Raw genomic sequence first — 18,435 nt, 5'->3', positions numbered from 1 at the left:
AGGAGTTCGCGGCCCGCCCTGTGCCGCGGGACCCGGTCAGCCGACCGGAGGGGTGCGGATCGCGGCGATGTCGAACTGCAGGCGTACTTTCTCGCTGACCATGGCGCCGCCCTCGGCGAGCCTGCTGCTGTAGGTGAGGCCCCACTCGGAGCGGTTGATGGTGGTGGTGCCGTCGAAGCCGGCCCGCTGGTAGCCGAACGGGTCGGTGACATGGCCTATGTAGGTGAGTTCCAGGACCACGGGTCGGGTGATCGCCTTGATGGAGAGGTCGCCGGCCATCCGGTACACGTCCGGTCCGACCACGTCCACGGCGGTGCTGACGAACCGCATGCGCGGGTAGGCCGCGGCGTCCAGGAAGTCCCGTCCCACGAGGTGCCCGTCGCGCTGTTCCACGCCGGTGTCGACGCTGCCGGTCGCGATGATGATCTCCGCCTTCGAACGGGACGGGTCACGGCCGTCGAAGTAGAGGCGGCTCTGGTACTCCAGGAACGCCCCGCGCACAGTGGTCACCATGGCGTGGCGCACCGAGAAGCCGATCCTGCTGTGTGCGGGGTCGATGGCCCATTCCCCGGTCAGGGCCGCCAGTCCGGGATGGGGGAGGACGGCTGTGGCAGTGGCCGACGACCCGGTGGGGGGCTGGGAAACGTCGGCGGGTTCCGTGCGGTCGGTGCGACGGAACGTGGTGCCACGGTTGAACAAGTTCATGCATCACCTAATTACTGCACGGAACTTGTTGCCGCAAGCCGTGCTCCACAGTCGACGAAATATCCACGTGTTCGCCACACGGTTCCCGGAAAAGTGAGGGCGAAACAGCTAGTCGGCTCCTACAAGAGCGCGCACTTCGAAGTCCTCGTATGTCTCCTTTGCTTCGGGACGGCTGAGTATCGACCCCGTCCAGCCCAGCAGGAAGCCGGCCGGGATGGAGACGATTCCGGGATTCTGCAAGGGAAACCAGGCGAAATCGGCGTCCGGGTAGAGTGAGGCGGGAGCGGAGGAGACGACCGGGGAGAAGACGACGAGGAGGACCGAGGTGAGCAGTCCCCCGCAGAGGCTGAGGAGAGCGCCCTGCGCGGTGAACCGCCGCCAGAAGAGGCTGTAGACGAGGGTCGGGAGGATGGCGGACGCGGCGATGGCGAAGGCGAGGAAGGCGAGGGTCGCGGAGTTGGCGCCCCAGGAGACCAGGGCGAGCAGCATGCCGAGAACGCCGATGACGGCCGCCGCGAGCCGGGCCACGGCCAGCTCCTCCGTCTCGGTCGCCCTGCCCTTGCGGATCACCTCGCCGTACAGGTCGTGGGCGAGCGAGGAGGCGGCGGCCAGGGTGAGGCCCGCGGCGACCGCGAGGAGGGTGACGAAGGCGAGGCAGGACAGCAGGGCGGTCAGGACTGCGCCGCCCAGCTCGTGCGCGAGCAGCAGGACGGCCGCGTTCCCGGTGCGGTCGTTCTCCGCGATGGTGTCGCTGCCGAGGACGGCGGTGGCGCCGAGACCGAGGATGCCGGCCACGAGGCAGACGAGGCTGACCAGGCCCATGGCCCACACCACCGAGGTGCGCAGGACCTCGACCGACTTCGGGGCGAGCAGGCGCATCATCACGTGCGGGAGGGCGGCGAGGCCGAGCACGATGGCCAACTGGAGGCTGAAGAAGTCGAGTTTGCTGGTGGCGCTGCCCCCGTACCGCAGTCCGGGTTCCAGGAAGCGCGCGCCCTGCCCGCTGTTGTCGGCGGCCGCGGCGAGCAGGTTCTCGAAGTTCCAGTCGAAGCGGTGCATCACCATCACCCCGGCCACGGTGACGCCGCAGATGAGCATGACCGCCTTGACGACCTGGATGAAGGTGGCGCCGGGCATGCCTCCGATGGCGGCGTACACGATGACGATGGTGCCGATCACGACGACGCACAGAGTGCGGGTGGCGGCGCTGGGTTCACCGGTGAACTGGGTCAACAGCGCGACACTGCCGACGAGTTGGGCCACGAGGTAGAGGGTGGTGATGGCCAGAGTGCACAGCGCAAGGGCGAGGCGGACGGGGCGCCGCATGCGGGACAGGCGGATCGCCAGGGTGTCGCCGAGGGTGAACTTGCCGGTGTTGCGCAGGGGTTCGGCGATCAGCAGCAGGACCATCATCCAGGCGACCGCGGTGCCGCACAGGTAGAGCAGTCCGTCGTAGCCGGTCAGGGCGACCAGGCCGGTGCTGCCCAGGAGGGTCGCGGCCGACAGGTAGTCGCCGCACATCGCCAGCCCGTTGCGCAGCGGGGACATGGCGCGGTTGCCGAGGTAGAACTCGCCGATCTCGTCGCGTTGGGGCGCGGTCAGCAGCGCGGTGAACAGGGTCACGACGACCACGGACAGGAAGAGCACGAGCGTCAGCTGGAGGCTGAGGCGGTCCACGACGGAGGCGCCGAGCGTCACCACGGGCGGTACTCCTCGTCACGGGAGGTCGTGCGCGCCTCGAAGGCCGCGCGTTCGCGTTCCGTGCTCTCGTGGTGGCGGGCCAGGCCGCGCAGCCCGCGGACCACCGGGGTGACCTGGGTGCGCGTGTACACGAGGTAGCGCCACACGATCACGCCCATCAGCACGAACTGCCCCAGCCCCAGGGCCAGTCCGACCGTGAGATGGCCGCTCACGGAGGTGTTCATCAGGCCGGGCACGAAGCTGGACAGCAGGACGTACAGGAGGAAGCCGCCGACGGCGACGGCCGTGGCCCGGGCACCGAAGCGCCGGTGCCGGCCGCGCAGCGACTGGTACGCGGGCTGGCGGGCCACCGACCGGCATAGGGGGTCGGCGGCCCGCCGAGCCCCAGGGAGTGCCGTGACACATGCACCTTCTTCACTGCCATGTGCTGTGCGGACGTGTGGGGGATTCGTGAATCCGGAATTCCTGCGAAGGATGGCGCCGAGGCCAGGACCGGGATTCTCGCAGCGCCCCCGTTGAACTATCAACGGGACGGTCGAACCGAATCAGGGAACTGACTCATTCGCACGCTTCGATTCACGTACCCGGAATCCCGCGGCCTGCAAAAAGGCTGACCTCCGGAACAGGTCTGCACCTTTCCTCCGGGCAGGTTGTCTCAAATGCGGTGCACAGGGGAGGCCCGCGTCGTGCACCGGTCCTTGTCACGCACGGACTAAGGCCGGCCTCCCGGGACTCACCTCGCGCAAACAGAACGGCGTTGGGCTCGGCCCGCGCCGGAGGCGCTGCCATATTCGAAGGCCACTTCGGAGGTGGCTGTGACACTAGAGGTGACGACGACACGTCTGCCCGACCGCACCGCCGACCGCGTCCTCGCGCTCGAAGCCCGCCGGGCGCAGGCCGTGGCCGCGGACCGGCCGAGGAGACGCGGCAAGTTCGGCGCCCGGGAGCGGATCGACCTGCTGCTGGATTCCGGCTCGTTCACCGAGACCGGACTGTTCGTACGGGCCAGACCGGCCGGGGACGACGCCGACCGCCCTTACGGCGACGGTGTGATCACCGGGTACGGCACGGTCGACGGGCGTCCCGTCTGTGTCTTCTCCCAGGACTCCACGGTCTTCGGCGGCAGCATGGGCGAGGCATTCGGCCAGAAGACCGTGGCGCTCATGGACCTCGCCCTCAGAACCGGGTGCCCGGTCATCGGACTCAACGACGGCGGCGGCGCCCGCATCCAGGAGGGCGTCGTCTCGCTCGCTCTCTACGCCGAGCTGGTGCGCCGCAACGTCCAGGCGTCCGGGGTGATCCCGCAGATCTCCGTCGTCCTCGGCCCGTGTGCCGGCGGGGCCGCCTACTCCCCCGCCATCACCGACTTCACCGTGATGGTGGACGGTGCCTCGCACATGTTCGTCACCGGACCCGACGTCATCGAGGCCGTCACCGGGGAGCGCACCAGCGCCGAGGAGCTGGGCGGTGCCCGCACCAGCAACTCCCTCAACGGCAACGCCCACTTCCTCGCCGCCGACGAGACCGAGGCCCTGGACACCGTACGGGAGCTGTTGTCGTACCTGCCCGTCAACAACCTGGAGCGGCCCCCGCAGTACGCCCCGCTGCCGCCGCCTACCGACGTGCCGCTCGACGAAATCGTGCCGGACCGGCTCGGGCATGCCTACGACATGCGGGACATCCTGCGGGCGGTCGTCGACGACGGTGAACTCCTGGAGGTGCAGGAGCTGTTCGCGCCGAACATCATCTGCGCGCTGGCCCTCGTCGAGGGCACGTCCGTCGGAGTCGTCGCCAACCAGCCGCTGCACGCGGCCGGGGTGCTGGACATCGACGCCTCCGAGAAGGCCGCGCGGTTCGTGCGGTTCTGCGACGCGTTCGGCATTCCGCTGCTGACCTTCGCCGATGTGCCGGGCTATCTCTCCGGGGTCCGCCAGGAGCAGGCCGGGATCATCCGGCGCGGCGCCAAACTCCTGTACGCGTACGCCGAGGCGACCGTGCCGAAGGTGACCGTGGTGGTGCGCAAGGCGTACGGCGGCGGGTACGCGGTGATGGGATCCAAGCACCTGGGCGCCGACATCAACCTCGCCTGGCCCACCGCGCGGATCGCGGTGATGGGCGCCGAGGGGGCGGTGGGCGTCCTGCACCGGCGTGAACTCGCCGCCTCCGACGATCCCGAGGCGTTGCGGGCCCGTCTCGTGGACGCCTACGAGAGCACGCACGGCACGCCCTACCTCGCCGCCGAGCGCGGGTACGTCGACGCCGTCATCGCCCCGCGCGACACCCGTGACCACATCTGCCGTGCCCTGCGCGCGCTGCGCGGCAAGCGCTCCCCGATGCCGGAGCGCCGGCACGGCAACATCCCGCTCTGATCTGCCTCGCGAGGAGACCTGCCCGATGGACATCCCCCGTCCCCCGCTCGCCCCCGCGTTCCGGAGTCTGCCGGAGTACGTACGCCACTGGGCCCACACCACCCCGGACCGCCGGGCCTTCACCTTCGTCGGCCATCCCGCCCCGCATTCGCGCGGTGTCCACCGCACCCTGACCTGGCGCCGGCTGGACGTGCGGGTACGGGCGGTGGCCGCCCGGCTCTCCGAGGAGGCCGAGCCCGGGGCCCGGGTCGCCGTGCTGTGCCCCCAGGGGCTGGAGTACGTCACCGGGTTCCTGGGGGCGCTCGCGGCCGGGATGGTCGCCGTACCGATGTATCCGCCCGGTCTGCCCGGGCACGGTGACCGGCTCGCGGCCGTCCTGGCGGACGCGCGCCCCGCGGTGGTCGTGACGGTCAGTCAGGTCCTCGACGAGGTGCGGGACTTGTGCGGGGACAGCGCCGCGCAGGTCGTCGCCGTGGACCAGGTGCCCGACGGAGCCGCGAGGGAACTGCCGCCGCCCGAGGGGGAGATCGCCTACCTCCAGTACACCTCCGGGTCGACGCGCACCCCGGCGGGGGTGGAGATCGGGCACGCCAACGTCGTCGCCAACGCCCGGCAGGCGCTGGGCGCCTACGGTGCCGACGCCCACCCGGTAACGTGTGTGGGCTGGCTGCCGCTCTACCACGACATGGGCCTCGTCCTCAGTGTCGCCGCCCCCGTCGTGCGCGGGGTGCTGTCGGTGCTCATGGACCCGGTCGCCTTCCTGCACGAACCCGCGCGCTGGCTGCGGCTGTTGTCAGCGCATCCGCGGGCGCTGAGCGCGGCACCCAACTTCGCCTACGACTACTGCGCCTCGACGGTGACCGAGGCGCAGAAGGCGGATCTGCGGCTGGACGGTGTCGTCGCGCTGATCAACGGCAGCGAGCCGGTCCGTCCCACCACGGCCGACAGGTTCCAGGCCGCCTTCGCCGCCCAGGGGCTCGTCCCGGAGACCCACTGCCCGTCGTACGGGCTCGCCGAGGCGACCGTCTTCGTCAGCGCCGCCCGGCCCGGGGAGCCGGTGCGCCGGTTCGCCCTCGACCGGGACGCCCTCGCCGAGGGGAAGGCGCTGCCCGCGCGGCCCGACGATCCCCGGGCCGTACTGCTGGCGGGCTGCGGAACTCCGGTGGGCCAGGAGGTCCGCATCGTCGACCCGGTCTCCGGCGCCCACCTGTCCGAGGGTGAGGTCGGCGAGATCCAGGTGCGGGGTCCCAACGTGGGCCGCGGCTACTGGAACCGGGACGAGCAGACCCGGCGCGTCTTCGGCACGGACGGCCGGCTGCGCACCGGTGACCTGGGGACGGTCCTGGAGGGGCAGTTGATCGTCACCGGCCGGCTGAAGGACCTGATCGTCGTCGACGGACGCAACCACTATCCGCAGGACCTGGAGGCCACGGTCCAGGACACGCATCCGGCGGTGCGGCGCGACCGGCTCGCCGCGTTCGGGCTGGCGGGCGCCTCCGGTGAGCGGGTGGTCGTGGTGGCCGAGCACGCACGGACCACGAGCCTCGCCGAGATCGACGTACCGGCTCTGGTGCGGGCCGTGCGTGCGGCCGTGTCCGGGCGGCACGGGCTACGGCTCGCCGATGTGCTCCTGGTCCCGCCCGGCACGGTGCCGCGGACGTCGAGCGGCAAGGTGTCGCGGGCGCTGACGCGTGAGCGGTATCTGGCGGGTGCCTACGGGGCGGGCGGCGCCGCGTGAGGGCCGTGGACGCGGGCGCGGTGCGCCGACTGGTCGCGGAGCGCGTCGCCGGCTGGACCGGCTCGGCCGTCGCGGACGTTCCGATGGACCGGCCGCTGGCGGACCTCGGCATGTCCTCGCGGGACGCGGTCGTGCTGGCCGGGGACCTCGCCCGGCTCACGGGCCGGGAGCTGCCGCCGACGCTGCTGTGGGAGGCGCCCACCGGGGAGGCGCTGGTGGCGCACCTGTGCCGGACGCCGTCGCAGAGTGCGCCGCCGGCGCCGGTGCCCGCCACGGTGGCTCCCCCGCCGGAGCCCGTCGCCGTCATCGGCCTCGGCTGCCGTCTGCCCGGCGGGGTGCACGGCCCGGCGGACTACTGGCGGCTGCTGACCGACGGCGTCGACGCGATCAGACGGGTCCCCGAGGACCGGTGGCGCGACTTCACGCCCTTCCCGCCCGAGGACGCGCCCCGGTACGGCGGTTACCTCGACGACATCGCCGGGTTCGACGCGGACTTCTTCCGGATCACCCCGCGCGAGGCCGCCGTGATGGACCCGCAGCAGCGGATCCTCCTGGAGGTCGTCCACGAGGCCCTCGCCCACGCCGCCGTCCCGGCCGCCTCGCTCGCGGGCACCGCCACCGGTGTCTTCGTCGGGGTCTCCGCCCCGGAGTACGGCTCGCTCACCGGCGCCGACCCGGCGGCCGTCGATCCCTGGGCGCCGGCGGGCGGCGCGCTGAGCGTGACCGCGGGCCGGCTGGCGTACGTGCTGGACACCCGGGGGCCGAGCATGGCCGTGGACACCGCCTGCTCCTCCTCGCTGGTCGCGGTGCACCACGCCTGCGTGAGCCTGCGCACCGGCGAGAGCGACACGGCGATCGCCGCGGGCGTCAACCTGCTGCTCTCCCCCACCGTCAGCATGGCGTTCCGGCGGGCCGGGGCCCTCGCGCCGGACGGGCGGTGCAAGCCGTTCTCGCCGGACGCCGACGGCATCGGACGCGGTGAGGGCTGCGCGGCCGTGCTTTTGAAACGGTTGTCCGACGCCGAGCGGGACGGCGACCGCGTGCTCGCCGTCATCCGCGCCACGGCCGTCAACTCCGACGGCCGCTCCAACGGCCTCCTCGCCCCCAACCCGGCCGCCCAGCAGGCCCTGTTGACCACCGCGTACGCGCGGGCCGGGCTCGCCCCCTCCCACGTCGACTACGTCGAGGCGCACGGCACAGGCACCCCGCTCGGCGACCCGATCGAGGCGGGCGCGCTCGGCGCGGTGCTCGGCGCGGACCGCGACCCCGACCAGCCGCTGCTGCTGGGCTCCGTGAAGTCGAACCTGGGGCACCTGGAGTCCGCCGCGGGCATCGCCGGGCTGGTGAAGACGGTGCTCGCCCTGCACCACGACGTCATCCCGCCGTCCCTGCACTGCACCGCGGGCAGCGCCCTGGACGACGTACGCCTGCGCGTGGTCACCGAGGACGAACCCTGGCCGCGCTACGGCGGTACGGCCGTCGCCGGGGTCTCCGGTTTCGGGTTCGGCGGCACCAACGCCCATGCCGTACTGGAGGAATGGCGCCCCGGCGTCCTGCCCTCGCACCCGGCCGAGGAACCCGGTGCCCGCCTCCACCTCCTGTCCGACGTGGACGAGGAGCGGCTGCGGGACACCGCGGCCCGGCTCGCCGACTGGCTGCCGACAGCGGCCGCGCACCCCGCCGACGTGGCACGCACACTGGCCGGACGGACGGGCCGCGGAGGCGTGCGGGCCGCGGTGGTCGCACGGGACCATGCCGAACTCGCGGACGGGCTGGAGGCGTTGGCGCAGGGACGCCCGCACGGGCAGGTCGTGACCGGCGAGGGTGACCTCGTCGGTCCCGGCCCGGTGTGGGTCTTCTCCGGGTACGGCAGCCAGTGGGCCGGGATGGGACGCCGGCTGCTGGCCGAGGAGCCCGCCTTCGTCGCCGCCGTGGAGAAGCTCGACGCGGAGTGCGGACTGTCGCTGTACGACCGTCTCTCGTCCGGGAGCGGGCTCGACCGGCTGGAGGTGGCCCAGCCCGTCCTGTTCGGACTCCAGGTGGCACTCGCCGAGTTGTGGCGTTCCTACGGCGTCGAGCCCGCCGCGGTCATCGGCCACTCCCTGGGCGAGGTGGCCGCCGCGGTGTGCGCGGGCGCCCTGGACGTGGCGGAGGGCGCCCGGATCGTGGCTGTACGGGCCCGGCTGCTCAGCCGGCTGCGGGGCGGGGCCATGGCGGTCGTCGACCTCGGCGACGGTGAACTCGACGCCCTGGCGCGGGACTTCCCCGGTGTGCATGTCGCCGTCCACTCCTCGCCCGGGCAGAAGGTCGTCACCGGCGAGGAACCCGCGGTGGCACGACTCGTGCGGTGGCTGGAGGAGCGGGGGCGGACCGCTCGGTCCATGCGGGTCGTCGGCGCCGGGCACTCGCCCCAGGTGGAGCCGCTGCTGGGCGAGTTGACCGAGTCCCTGGCCGACGTCGGAGGCAGAGCGCCTCGGGTGCCCGTCTACTCCACCGTCCTGGACGATCCGCGCGGCGACTGCGTCTTCGACGCCGCGCACTGGGCCGCGAACCTGCGGCGGCCCGTACGGCTGGACCGGGCCGTCGCCGCGGCCGCGGCCGACGGCCACACCGCCTTCGTCGAGATCTCCCCCCACCCGGTCCTGGCCCGGGCCGTCACCGACAACGTGCCCGGTGCCCTCACGATCGGCACACTGCGGCGGGACGCCGGCGGATGCGCCGACTTCCTCACCCAGGTGGGGGCCCTGTACTGCGCGGGCGGGCGGCTCCCGCAGCCGCCCGGGCGGGTCGTCGACCTGCCCGTGCCGCGCTGGAAACATGTGCGGCACTGGTGGACGGACGGACGGGGGGCGTCACCCAAGGAGGTGCGGCCCCCAGCGGTCCACGCCGAGCTGGATACGTCCGTCGCCGCCCGCCTGTGCCATCACATCGCCACCGTCACCGGCCACCCCGGCGGCCGCATCACCCCCGCCACCGCGCTGGCCGACCTCGGGCTCGACTCGCTGATGGCGGTCCGGATCCGCACCGCCCTGCGGCGCGAGTTCGCCGTCGAGCTGCCGCTGCGCGATCTGCTCGGCGCCACCACGGTCCAGGACGTGGCAGACCGTGTCCGGACCGGCCCGGTACGCCCGCTGCGCGTCACCGGAAGCCGCCCCCCGCTCTTCCTCGTGCACGCCGCCGGCGGAACGACCGACGTCTACCGGACGCTCGCCGAACGCCTCGGCGAGGAGCGGCCCGTGTACGGTCTCGAACGCCTCGAGGACGCCCCGACGGTGACCGAGAAGGCGCGCCGCTACGCCGAGGCCATCACCGCCGTCCACCCCGACGGGCCCTGTCTGCTGGGCGGTTGGTCCTTCGGCGGCTTCGTCGCCCAGGAGACCGCGCGCCAACTGGCTGCCGCCGGACGGGACGTGGAGCGCGTGGTCCTCATCGACTCGGTACGGCCCCTCCCCCAGCCGGACCGCACACCGGCCGACCGGCTCCGCGCCCACTTCGAGGGGTTCGCCCACCACGTCCGTGACGCCTACGGGGTCTCCCTGGAGCTGCCGTACGACGACCTCGTCGCGATGGACGACGACGCCGAACGCATCGACACCGTGCTGGACATCCTGCGCGCGTCCGCCGATGTGCCGGCCGCCGCCCTGGAGCACCAGCGCTCCTCCTATCTGGACCTGAGGATCGGCGAGGCCCACCGGCCGGGCCGGTACGACGGGCGGGTGGTCCTGTACCGGGCCACGGAGCCCGCTCCGCACACCGTGCGCGACCCCGCCTACGAGCGCGAGGACCAGGCGCTGGGCTGGGACGAGGTGTGCCCGCGCCTGACCGTCGTACCGGTGGGAGGACACCACCTGTCACTGCTCGACCCGCCGTACGTCGACGAGATCGCCGCCCACCTGGGGCGCGAGCTCGCCGCAGGGACCCACTGAACGTGATCCGAGGAGAGCCGCCATGCACCGTCGCAGTACCGGAGTGTCCCGCCGTACCGTCGCCAAGGCCGCGGCAGGTGCCGGTCTGGCCGTCCTGTTCGGCGCCCGGACCGCCTCCGCGCTCGGGTCCCGCACCGTCGACGTGTCCGTGTCCTCCGCCGCGCTGGGCCGCAACGCCCCGGTGCGGCTGATCCTGCCGACGGGGTTCGACGCGCGGGCCACCCGCACCTACCCCGTGCTGTACCTGCTGCACGGCGCCCACGACGACTACACCTCCTGGACGCGGGAGACGGACATCGAGGCCTTCACCGCGGGCCGGGACCTGATCGTGGCGATGCCCGACGCGGGCCCCACGGGTATCCCCACCGCCTGGCGCGGCGGCCCCGACTACGAGACCTTCCAGCTGAAGGAGGTTCCGGCACTGCTCGCCCGCGACTACCGGGCCTCCGGGGTACAGGTCGTCGCGGGGGTCTCCACGGGCGGCTACGGTGCCATGGCGCACGCGGCCCGGCATCCCGGCATGTTCACCGCCGCGGCCTCCTACAGCGGGATCCTCGACACCAGGGCGCCCGGTGTGCCGACCTTGATGGACGCCATCGTGGCCCGCGAGAACCTGGTGCCCACCTCCCTGTGGGGCAATCCGTTCCTGAACCTGCTCACCTGGCGCGACTTCAACCCGCGCGACCGTGCGGTGGGACTGCGCGGCACCGCCCTGTACGTCTCCAGCGGCAGCGGGCTGGCGGGGGGCACGGGTGACTGGCTGCCGGAGGCCCTGGAGAGCGCGCTGTGGCCCTCCGCGCACAGCTTCACCGACACGCTCGCGCTGCTGCGCATCCCGGTCACCACGCACTTCTACCCAGGAGGAGGACACAGCTGGGCGTACTGGAAGCAGGAGTTCACCGCCTCGTGGCCGATGCTCGCGCGAGGGCTGGGGGTGCCGCAGTGAAGTCGGTACCGTCGGGACACGGAACGCAACGCAGGGGACGTCCGTCCAACACAGGACTTACCCCTCGTCCCACGGGCAACGGCCCGCGGGTGAGCCGCTTCCGGGTGAAAGGAGGGCCTCCTTTGGCCACCCCAGTCCCGCACGGTGCTCCGGAGAACCTCGGCGCCGCTCCGGTACCGCCCGACCTCGCCGAACTGCTGCGTTCCCAGCTGGCGGAGGTCGCCGACGAGGTCGAGGAGGAGGTCCGCCGGCAGGTGCCCGAGTACGCGCGCCCGGCCGACGGGACCTACCGCGAACACCTCAGAGCCGGTGTGGTGCAGGCGCTCACCCTGTTCGTCGACCACATCGCCGACCCGCGCAGGCGTGGGGACGAGATCGCGGCGACGTACTACGAGCTCGGCCGTGGTGAGGCCCTGGAGGGGCGCAGCCTGGACGCGTTGCAGTCCGCGCTGCGGGTCGGGGGGCTGCACGCCTGGCGGCTGATGGGCCGTACGGCGGAGGAGCTCGGCCTCGACTCCGCGGTGGTCACGGCGTTGGGCGAACTCGCCTTCCGCACGGTGCACGAGGTCGCGGAGGCGGCGGCGGCCGGGTACTCCGAGGCCCGCTCGCACAACACGGACGAGCTGGAACGGCGGCGCAGACGCCTGCTGGACCTGCTGCTCGGCGACGGGCCGGTGGCGCCGGCCGCGGTGCAGGATCTGGCGCACGGTGCCCGGTGGACGGTGCCCAAGCAGGTCGCGGTCGTCGCGCTCGCGGCCACCTCGGACCAGCGGGAGGAGGACTGGCCGCTGGCCGCCGCGGGGGCGCTGGTGGACATGGAGTCGCGGCCGCCGCGGATGCTGATCCCCGACCCGGACGGCTCCGCGCGTTTCGGCGGGCGGGCGTTCAGCCTCGCGCTGCGCGGACGGCCGGCCGCGATCGGGCCGACGGTGCCGCTCGCGGAGGCCGCCCAGTCGCTGCGCTGGGCCATCCGGGCACTGGGGTTGATGGGGCGGGGGATCCTCCCCCGGCAGGGCGTGGTGCGCTGCGCGGACCATCTGTCGACTCTGCTGCTGCACAGCGACGAGCCGATGCTCGACCAGTTGCGGGCGCGGGCCCTCGCTCCGCTGGAGACGGTGTCGGAGGGGCAGCGGGAGCGGCTCGCCGAGACCCTGCTGGCGTGGCTGCTCAGCGGCAGCAATGTGCCCGACGTCGCCGCCCGTCTCCATGTCCATCCGCAGACGGTGCGTTATCGGCTGCGTCAGCTGGAGAAAGTCTTCGGTGACGCCCTGCACGATCCCGGTGCCCGTCTGGATCTCATTCTGGCACTCACCACCGCACAAAAGAACGAGGAATTCTTGAATTCCCGTCCATAACACAGTGCTTGGTCAAGCGAATACCTTCGGGACATCCTTTCCACGGCGTTTCACACGCCCCACCCGCAAAAGGATCCCCCCATGCGCATTCGCTTGTACCTCGCTGCGCTCTCGCTGATCGGCGGAGCCGGAGTGGCCACCGTCACGGCACCGTCGGCATCCGCCGCGGCCTGCTCGGACATCGACGTCGTCTCCGCTCGCGGGACGTTCGAGCCGGGCAACCTCGGTCTGATCGTCGGCGACCCGGTGTACTCCTCCCTGCAGAGGAAACTCACGGGCCGGAGCCTGACCAGCTACAAGGTGAACTACCCCGCGGACCTGTCCCTCACCTCGGCCGCACAGGGCAACGCGGATCTGGTGAACCACGTGAACAGCCAGGCGTCCTCGTGTCCGAACCAGCGCTTCATTCTGGTCGGCTATTCGCAGGGCGCGAACGTCGTCGACAACTCCATCGGCATCAGCAGCGCCGGTGCGGTGGTCGGAAGTCCCATCGTGGCCACCATTCCCGCCGCACTTCAGTCACGGGTGGCCGCGGTGCTGCTGTTCGGCAACCCGATCCGGGCGATCGGCAAGAGCGTCACCGGCACGTACCAGAGCCGCACCATCGACTTCTGTGCCAAGGGCGACCCCGTCTGCGAGGCGGGCGGCGGCGACACGCTGGCGCACCTCGGCTACACGGCGAACGCCGACGCGGCGGCGACCTTCGCCGCGGGCAAGGTCTGAGCCGGGCGACGGCATACGGAAGGGCCCGGGAGGAACTCCTCCCGGGCCCTTCCCCCTTGTGGTGGTTATCGGGGTGTGCGGGCGAACTCGGTGAGGGCGGTGGACACCGGCTCGGGCCGGCCGTTGTTCTGTACCGGCGCCGCCGTCAGCACGTCGAGGTGCTGGTAGCCGTCCGCGATCACGGGGTGCAGGTCGGCGGGGGCCCGCCCGGCGAGCAGTCCGTCGCCCGCGAGGACGGTGAGCGTCGGATTGGCGGTGAGCCCGTCCGGGTGTACGACGAGCCGCTTGACCTGCGGGGAGGTGGACAGTTCGAGGTCGGTGACGAGCTTGGTCGGGAAGTACTGCTCGGTGAAGTCCAGCGGCTGTGCGGCCATGCTGCGCGCCAGCTCCTGGATGTCGGTGACCTCCTTGCCCGCCGCGGTGAACGGAGTCCCGTCCGAGGACCGGTACCCGGGGTCGTCCGGATCGCCGACGCGGTCGTAGTTGCGCCACGTGTAGAGCGGGCCGTGGGGCACGGCCGGGATGGCCTTGTACTCGGTGCCGAAGAGGCCCGGCTGCGACGAACTCCCGTTGGCGGCGGGGAAGTTCTTGTCGGTGATCGGCCCGCCGTCGAAGAAGCCCACGCTGCTCTGCAGGAAGGCGAGCGGTACGGACTGGTCGTCCATCAGCGAGCCAAGCACCGCCTGGTTGGTGAGCCGGAAGTCCTTCACCGCGGGGGAGCCGGTGAGGAAGGTGGCGGTGTCCTTGGAGAACAGGAAGCGGTTGGTGGCCTCGATGTTGGTGTTGGCGGGCAGATAGCTCGGCAGGTCTGCCTCACCGCCCGGATCCTGCAGGGCACCCACGCCCGCGATGGCGAGCAGGGTCATGGTCTCGGGGTTGAGCAGGACGGGCGCGGACAGGGAGCGCGGGAGCACTCCGCTGTCGAGTCCGGCCTGGACGACGCCGTACCCGAGGCCGATGTCGGGCAGGTTGGTGTCGTCCGGGATGCTGCCGCTCAGGTCACCGAGCGAGGTGGAGACGGTGGTGTCGAGGGCGAAGTAGCCGGCGCACTGATTGTGTCCGGCGTCGGCGGTGGTGGCGGGGTTGCCGTCGAAGTCGGCGGCGGCGAAGTAGCCGGTGATGACACCGCCGAGCGAGTGGCCGCCGCACAGCACCTTGTCCTTGCGGACGCTCCGGTCGGGCAGTTCGGCGGTGAGCAGGTCGTATTCGTCGCGGACGGTCTGCTCGATGCCGAGCTTGGCCATCCATCCGAGCTTGTCGTTGCCGACGAACCCGGCGAAGGTGCGGCCCTGGACCTGCTTGCCGCGGTAGTAGTAGTCGACGGCGGTGTGCTGGTCCCCGGAGGCGATCCCGGTGCGGTCCTCCAGGCAGTTGGAGCGCCGGTCCAGGGCCCAGAACTCGATGTGCCGGCCCTGCTCGGCGGCGCGGGTCACGGTGTTGCGGGCGACGCTGTCGAAGGCTCCGGCGCCTTCCAGGATGCCTGGCTGGGCGACCAGGACCCGGTCGGCGTCCGCCGATGCGGCGGGGCCGTCGGCGGACCGGTAGCGCAGGTACGACAGCCAGTCGCACGCCGCGGGCCGGGCGCCGAAGGACGCGGGCAGGGGGGCTTTCACCCGCACCACGGTCTCGGTGACGCCGGCGCTCGTGCCCACGGGGGTCTCGGTTCTCGCGCTGTCTCCCTGGGCGTCGGGGGACGACACGGTGAACGCCCCGGTGGTCAGCAGCACCGCCAGCGCTGCGGTGCGCCACCTGTTTCCTCTGCTGCGACTCGTGTTCATGCTGGGACCGTAGGGCGGCGCGGGCCACGCCCTCGGGAGTTGCTCACAAGAACGCAGGGCCCGGTGGACGCTTTGTCACCAGCCGCAGAGCAGGGTCGCCGGCAGGAGGACGAAGCCCGGCCGCGGCCGGGACGCCGACGCTGCCGCCCGCGATCACCCACAGCCAGGTGGCGGCGAACTCGCTGTAGAGGCCGTTCTCGTCGAGGTGGAACTCGTCGATCCAGGTGCGCAACGGCAGTGCACCGGTCGAGCCGTACTGCTCCAGCGCGCCGCGGACCTCAGCCGTCGCGCAGGGTATGGCGCGGTGAGCGGTCGTAGGTGTGCCGGTACAGGGTGGCGAAGCGGCCCGGATGGGAGAAGCCCCAGCGGGCGGCGATGTCGGTGACCGTGACACCGTTATCGGGGTCGGCGGCCGCCAGTTCGTCGTGGGCGTGGGACAGGCGGACCCGGCGGACGTACGCGAGCGGGGTGCTGTCCAGGTGACGGCGGAAGGCGTACTGGAGCGCGCGGACGCTGATGTGGGCCGCCTGCGCGATCTGGGCGACGGTCAGGGGCTGGTCGGCATGGTCGTCGATGTAGGAGAGGGCGCGGCGCAGGGCGGCGGGGTGGGCGTCCTGGCGGTCGGAGCCGGTGGGATCGGTGGACGCGGTGTTGGGGAAGGTGGCCAGGACGGCCGCGGCCAGGTGCTGGGCGGCGGTGGAGGCCACCAGCGGCTCGTCGGCGACGGCGGCGTCCGCCAGGACATGGTCCTGCACGTAGCGGATGGTCGCCCGCAGCCGGTTGCCCGCCGCGGGGCTGAGGGGTCGGTGGCCGGTGAGCCGGACCGGTTCCGGTCTGCGGGTGTCCGCGGTCGCCGCGACCTGGGTGAGCAGGTCGGGGTCCAGCATGGTGATGTTGTAGCGGGCCGCGTGGACACGGCCCGCGTAGGACAGCTCGGGCGGGGCGAAGGACACCACGTCGCCGGGGCCGAAGGAGTCCGAGACTCCTTGGTAGACGTGGTCCTCGATGGTGCCCTCGTGGACCACGCACAGGCAGATCCGGCCCAGCGGGGTGACGGCGTAGCTCATGTCGAAGTCCAGGTCGAGCTCGTCGACGCTGACCGAGTCGATGGCACTGCGGTGGATCCGCGCCCGGCTGCTGTCCGGCGTGCCGTTGCCGATGCGCATCCTCGCGTAGGCGTGACTGAGGAACGCCTCGGTCCGTTCCAGATCGTCGCTGTCGAACGTCAGCGTCTCCATCGCGCCGGGGCCTCCCACTCTCTGCATTTCTTTCGCACCTACCCGCGAATGGCGCGATGCTGCGGATGGCGTTTCGTTTTCTGTCCTGCCGGCTCACAGGGTGTGCGTCTGCCGGCTCGTCACGGGCGGTCCACGGTGTGCAGGCTGGAACGGGCGGCGACCGCCGGAGTCGCCGGGCAACGGGCGAAGAGGGCGACAGGCTGTACATGACGGAACGCGAAGAGCTGGTCGAGCAGATCGAAGAACTTCAGACGGAAGTCGCCCAGCTCCGGCAGGCCCTTGTCTCGCACGCCGTCGTCGATCAGGCGATCGGTGTCGTCCTCGCCCTCAGCGGTCTCCGCCCCGAGCAGGGGTGGGAGGTTCTCAAGACCGTGTCCCAGCACACCAACATCAAGCTGCGGGACGTCGCCCGGCACGTCGTGCGCTGGCCCGACTCCGGCAGCCTGCCCGCGGAGATCCGCCGGGCCCTGCGCAGGGCGCTGGTCGAGGCACAGGCCGCGCACGAGGGCCGGTCGCTCGTCGGCCGGTACATCGGTACACGAGTCCTGGCATCGCCCTCCCCGGCAAAATCGGGTGACGGGCAGGAGACCTGTGCGTACCGTTGATCACATGAAGGTCATCAGCCGTACCCACACCGCAGCCGCGCGAGCGACCAGCTCACCGGCTGCCGACGCCTGACCTCCCCCCTCTCCCCCGGCGGCCGGAAACGGACCGCCGGTGCAGGGCCTCTTCTCGCGCTGTTCCCGTGGTCGTTTCCGGTCCCACGAGACCGAAGGACCACGACCATGGACACGGACCGGACCGTAGGCGTCTTCACCGACTTCTACCGCGAGCGCGGACATCACCTGATCACGGGCAGCACGCTGCTGCCACCACCCGGGGACCCGGTGCTGTTCACCACCTCGGGGATGCATCCGCTCACTCCCTATCTGGAGGGCCGCCCGCACCCCCGGGGCCGCCGTCTCGTCAATGTGCAGCGCTGTCTGCGGACGACCGACCTCGACGAGGTCGGTGACTCCACGCACCTGACGGTGTTCGAGATGCTCGGCTCGTGGTCCCTCGGCGACTACGGCCACTCGCAGAGCCTGCGCTGGGGGTACGAGCTGCTCCGCGACGGTTTCGGCATTCCCCACGACAGCCTCCACGTCACGGTCTTCGGCGGTGACGAGCAGGTGGGCCCCGACCTCGAATCCCTGCGCACCTGGGAGGAGTTGGAGGTCCCCGTGGAGCTCACCGGGGAGGACAACTGGTGGTCCAACGGGCCCGTCGGCCCGTGCGGACCCGACTCGGAGATCTTCGTGTGGACCGGCGGCACCCCACCGCGGGGCACCCCCACGACCGACCCGCGCTGGGTGGAGATCTGGAACCACGTCGTCATGCGCTACCGGCGCCTCGAGGACGGCTCGCTCCAGCCCCTCGATCGTCCCGGCGTCGACACCGGGATGGGGCTGGAACGCCTGGTCACCGTCCTTCAGGGCCGCGACTCGGTCTACGACACCGACCTGTTCGAGCCGTGGATGCGACTGCTGCCGCTCCTGTGGCCGCTCGACGTGCCCTCGCTGCGTCTGGTCAGCGACCACCTGCGCTCCGGTGTCGTCGTCATCGGCGACGGGGTACGGCCGTCCAACACCGGCCGCGGTTACGTCCTGCGCCGCGTCGTACGCCGCCTGCTCACCACCCTGCGGCGCGACGACCCGTCCCGCACCCTCTCCGACCTGCCGGTCGAGCTCCTCCAGCACACGCTGGACCACTTCCGCACGGACTGCGGGACAGGGCTCGTCCGCGACGTGCTGCTGGAGGAGGAACGCCGGTTCGACAGACTGCTGGAGCGCGGTCGGCGTCTGCTGTCCGGGCCGCGGTACCGGAGGCCGCTGAGCGAGGAGGACTACGAGTACCTCCACGACACCCACGGTCTGCCCCGCGACCTGGTGCTGAGCCTGCGCCGAGAGGGGTGAC

Annotated in this window: 13 protein-coding genes and 1 pseudogene; 8 read left to right on the top strand and 6 right to left on the bottom strand. The window is 71.9% G+C overall.

Features of this window, described 5'->3' with window-relative positions; translation table 11 throughout:
- Positions 1 to 36 precede the first annotated feature (36 nt).
- From ACGFWE_RS24925 to ACGFWE_RS24915, 3 genes are all read right to left on the bottom strand, one after another.
- Positions 37 to 705: a YceI family protein gene (locus ACGFWE_RS24925; protein WP_352389795.1), complete on the bottom strand. Its 669-nt coding sequence runs from the start codon at positions 703 to 705 to the stop codon at positions 37 to 39.
- Between the two features lie 108 nt (positions 706 to 813).
- Positions 814 to 2,406 carry a cation acetate symporter gene (locus tag ACGFWE_RS24920; protein WP_393601802.1) on the bottom strand — a complete coding sequence of 531 codons (1,593 nt, stop codon included), beginning with the start codon at positions 2,404 to 2,406 and terminating at the stop codon, positions 814 to 816.
- The gene (locus ACGFWE_RS24915; RefSeq protein ID WP_393601800.1) at positions 2,400 to 2,756 is read right to left on the bottom strand and encodes a DUF485 domain-containing protein; all 357 of its coding nucleotides are present in this window, start codon (positions 2,754 to 2,756) and stop codon (positions 2,400 to 2,402) included. Before ACGFWE_RS24915 ends, ACGFWE_RS24920 begins: the two co-directional genes overlap by 7 nt.
- Before the next feature lie 477 nt (positions 2,757 to 3,233).
- On the opposite strand from ACGFWE_RS24915, the gene ACGFWE_RS24910 reads away from it, so the two are divergent.
- The 6 genes from ACGFWE_RS24910 to ACGFWE_RS24885 all read left to right on the top strand — a co-directional run bounded on the left by ACGFWE_RS24910 (position 3,234) and on the right by ACGFWE_RS24885 (position 13,463).
- A complete protein-coding gene (locus ACGFWE_RS24910) occupies positions 3,234 to 4,775 on the top strand; it encodes an acyl-CoA carboxylase subunit beta (RefSeq protein WP_393601798.1) in 1,542 nt (513 codons plus the stop codon).
- Positions 4,776 to 4,800: 25 nt separating this feature from the next.
- Positions 4,801 to 6,513, top strand: a complete 1,713-nt coding sequence (locus ACGFWE_RS24905) for a fatty acyl-AMP ligase (protein ID WP_393601796.1) — start codon at positions 4,801 to 4,803, stop codon at positions 6,511 to 6,513.
- A complete protein-coding gene (locus tag ACGFWE_RS24900; RefSeq protein WP_393601794.1) occupies positions 6,510 to 10,439 on the top strand; it encodes a beta-ketoacyl synthase N-terminal-like domain-containing protein in 3,930 nt (1,309 codons plus the stop codon). The genes ACGFWE_RS24905 and ACGFWE_RS24900 overlap by 4 nt, the downstream gene beginning before the upstream one ends.
- A gap of 22 nt (positions 10,440 to 10,461) precedes the next feature.
- Positions 10,462 to 11,385, top strand: a complete 924-nt coding sequence (locus ACGFWE_RS24895) for an alpha/beta hydrolase (RefSeq protein ID WP_393601792.1) — start codon at positions 10,462 to 10,464, stop codon at positions 11,383 to 11,385.
- A gap of 122 nt (positions 11,386 to 11,507) precedes the next feature.
- Positions 11,508 to 12,740, top strand: a complete 1,233-nt coding sequence (locus ACGFWE_RS24890) for a PucR family transcriptional regulator (RefSeq protein ID WP_393601790.1) — start codon at positions 11,508 to 11,510, stop codon at positions 12,738 to 12,740.
- Positions 12,741 to 12,821: 81 nt separating this feature from the next.
- Positions 12,822 to 13,463: a cutinase family protein gene (locus ACGFWE_RS24885; protein ID WP_352389803.1), complete on the top strand. Its 642-nt coding sequence runs from the start codon at positions 12,822 to 12,824 to the stop codon at positions 13,461 to 13,463.
- Positions 13,464 to 13,528: 65 nt separating this feature from the next.
- Here the strand turns inward: ACGFWE_RS24885 and ACGFWE_RS24880 are convergent, their stop codons facing one another.
- From ACGFWE_RS24880 to ACGFWE_RS24870, 3 genes and pseudogenes are all read right to left on the bottom strand, one after another.
- Positions 13,529 to 15,241 (bottom strand): hypothetical protein, encoded by a 1,713-nt coding sequence (locus ACGFWE_RS24880; RefSeq protein WP_393601788.1) that lies wholly within the window; start codon positions 15,239 to 15,241, stop codon positions 13,529 to 13,531.
- Between the two features lie 136 nt (positions 15,242 to 15,377).
- Positions 15,378 to 15,527: pseudogene (locus tag ACGFWE_RS24875) on the bottom strand (PepSY domain-containing protein); the annotation flags it as partial.
- On the bottom strand, positions 15,520 to 16,506 hold the full coding sequence (locus ACGFWE_RS24870; RefSeq protein ID WP_352389805.1) for a helix-turn-helix transcriptional regulator: 987 nt from the start codon (positions 16,504 to 16,506) through the stop codon (positions 15,520 to 15,522). The gene ACGFWE_RS24870 and the pseudogene ACGFWE_RS24875, both read right to left, overlap by 8 nt.
- Positions 16,507 to 16,685: 179 nt before the next feature.
- On the opposite strand from ACGFWE_RS24870, the gene ACGFWE_RS24865 reads away from it, so the two are divergent.
- Together ACGFWE_RS24865 and ACGFWE_RS24860 are read left to right on the top strand one after the other, a co-directional pair.
- Positions 16,686 to 17,084, top strand: a complete 399-nt coding sequence (locus ACGFWE_RS24865) for an ANTAR domain-containing protein (RefSeq protein ID WP_352389806.1) — start codon at positions 16,686 to 16,688, stop codon at positions 17,082 to 17,084.
- A 180-nt stretch (positions 17,085 to 17,264) separates the two neighbouring features.
- Positions 17,265 to 18,434 carry an alanine--tRNA ligase-related protein gene (locus ACGFWE_RS24860; RefSeq protein WP_393601786.1) on the top strand — a complete coding sequence of 390 codons (1,170 nt, stop codon included), beginning with the start codon at positions 17,265 to 17,267 and terminating at the stop codon, positions 18,432 to 18,434.
- The last annotated feature ends 1 nt before the right edge of the window (position 18,435 follow it).

Source organism: Streptomyces sp. NPDC048523 (assembly GCF_043199815.1).
In the GTDB taxonomy this organism is placed as follows: Bacteria; Actinomycetota; Actinomycetes; order Streptomycetales; family Streptomycetaceae; genus Streptomyces.
This window is presented reverse-complemented; position numbering and strand designations above follow the sequence as displayed.

What these genes read in the sequence shown, in the direction of transcription:
- ACGFWE_RS24860 (WP_393601786.1), top strand. Translation starts at nt 17,265, where the DNA reads ATGGACACGGACCGGACCGTAGGCGTCTTCACCGACTTCTACCGCGAG.
- ACGFWE_RS24895 (WP_393601792.1), top strand. Translation starts at nt 10,462, where the DNA reads ATGCACCGTCGCAGTACCGGAGTGTCCCGCCGTACCGTCGCCAAGGCC.
- ACGFWE_RS24885 (WP_352389803.1), top strand. Translation starts at nt 12,822, where the DNA reads ATGCGCATTCGCTTGTACCTCGCTGCGCTCTCGCTGATCGGCGGAGCC.
- ACGFWE_RS24865 (WP_352389806.1), top strand. Translation starts at nt 16,686, where the DNA reads ATGACGGAACGCGAAGAGCTGGTCGAGCAGATCGAAGAACTTCAGACG.
- ACGFWE_RS24870 (WP_352389805.1), bottom strand. Translation starts at nt 16,506, where the DNA reads ATGCAGAGAGTGGGAGGCCCCGGCGCGATGGAGACGCTGACGTTCGAC.
- ACGFWE_RS24905 (WP_393601796.1), top strand. Translation starts at nt 4,801, where the DNA reads ATGGACATCCCCCGTCCCCCGCTCGCCCCCGCGTTCCGGAGTCTGCCG.
- ACGFWE_RS24925 (WP_352389795.1), bottom strand. Translation starts at nt 705, where the DNA reads ATGAACTTGTTCAACCGTGGCACCACGTTCCGTCGCACCGACCGCACG.
- ACGFWE_RS24880 (WP_393601788.1), bottom strand. Translation starts at nt 15,241, where the DNA reads ATGAACACGAGTCGCAGCAGAGGAAACAGGTGGCGCACCGCAGCGCTG.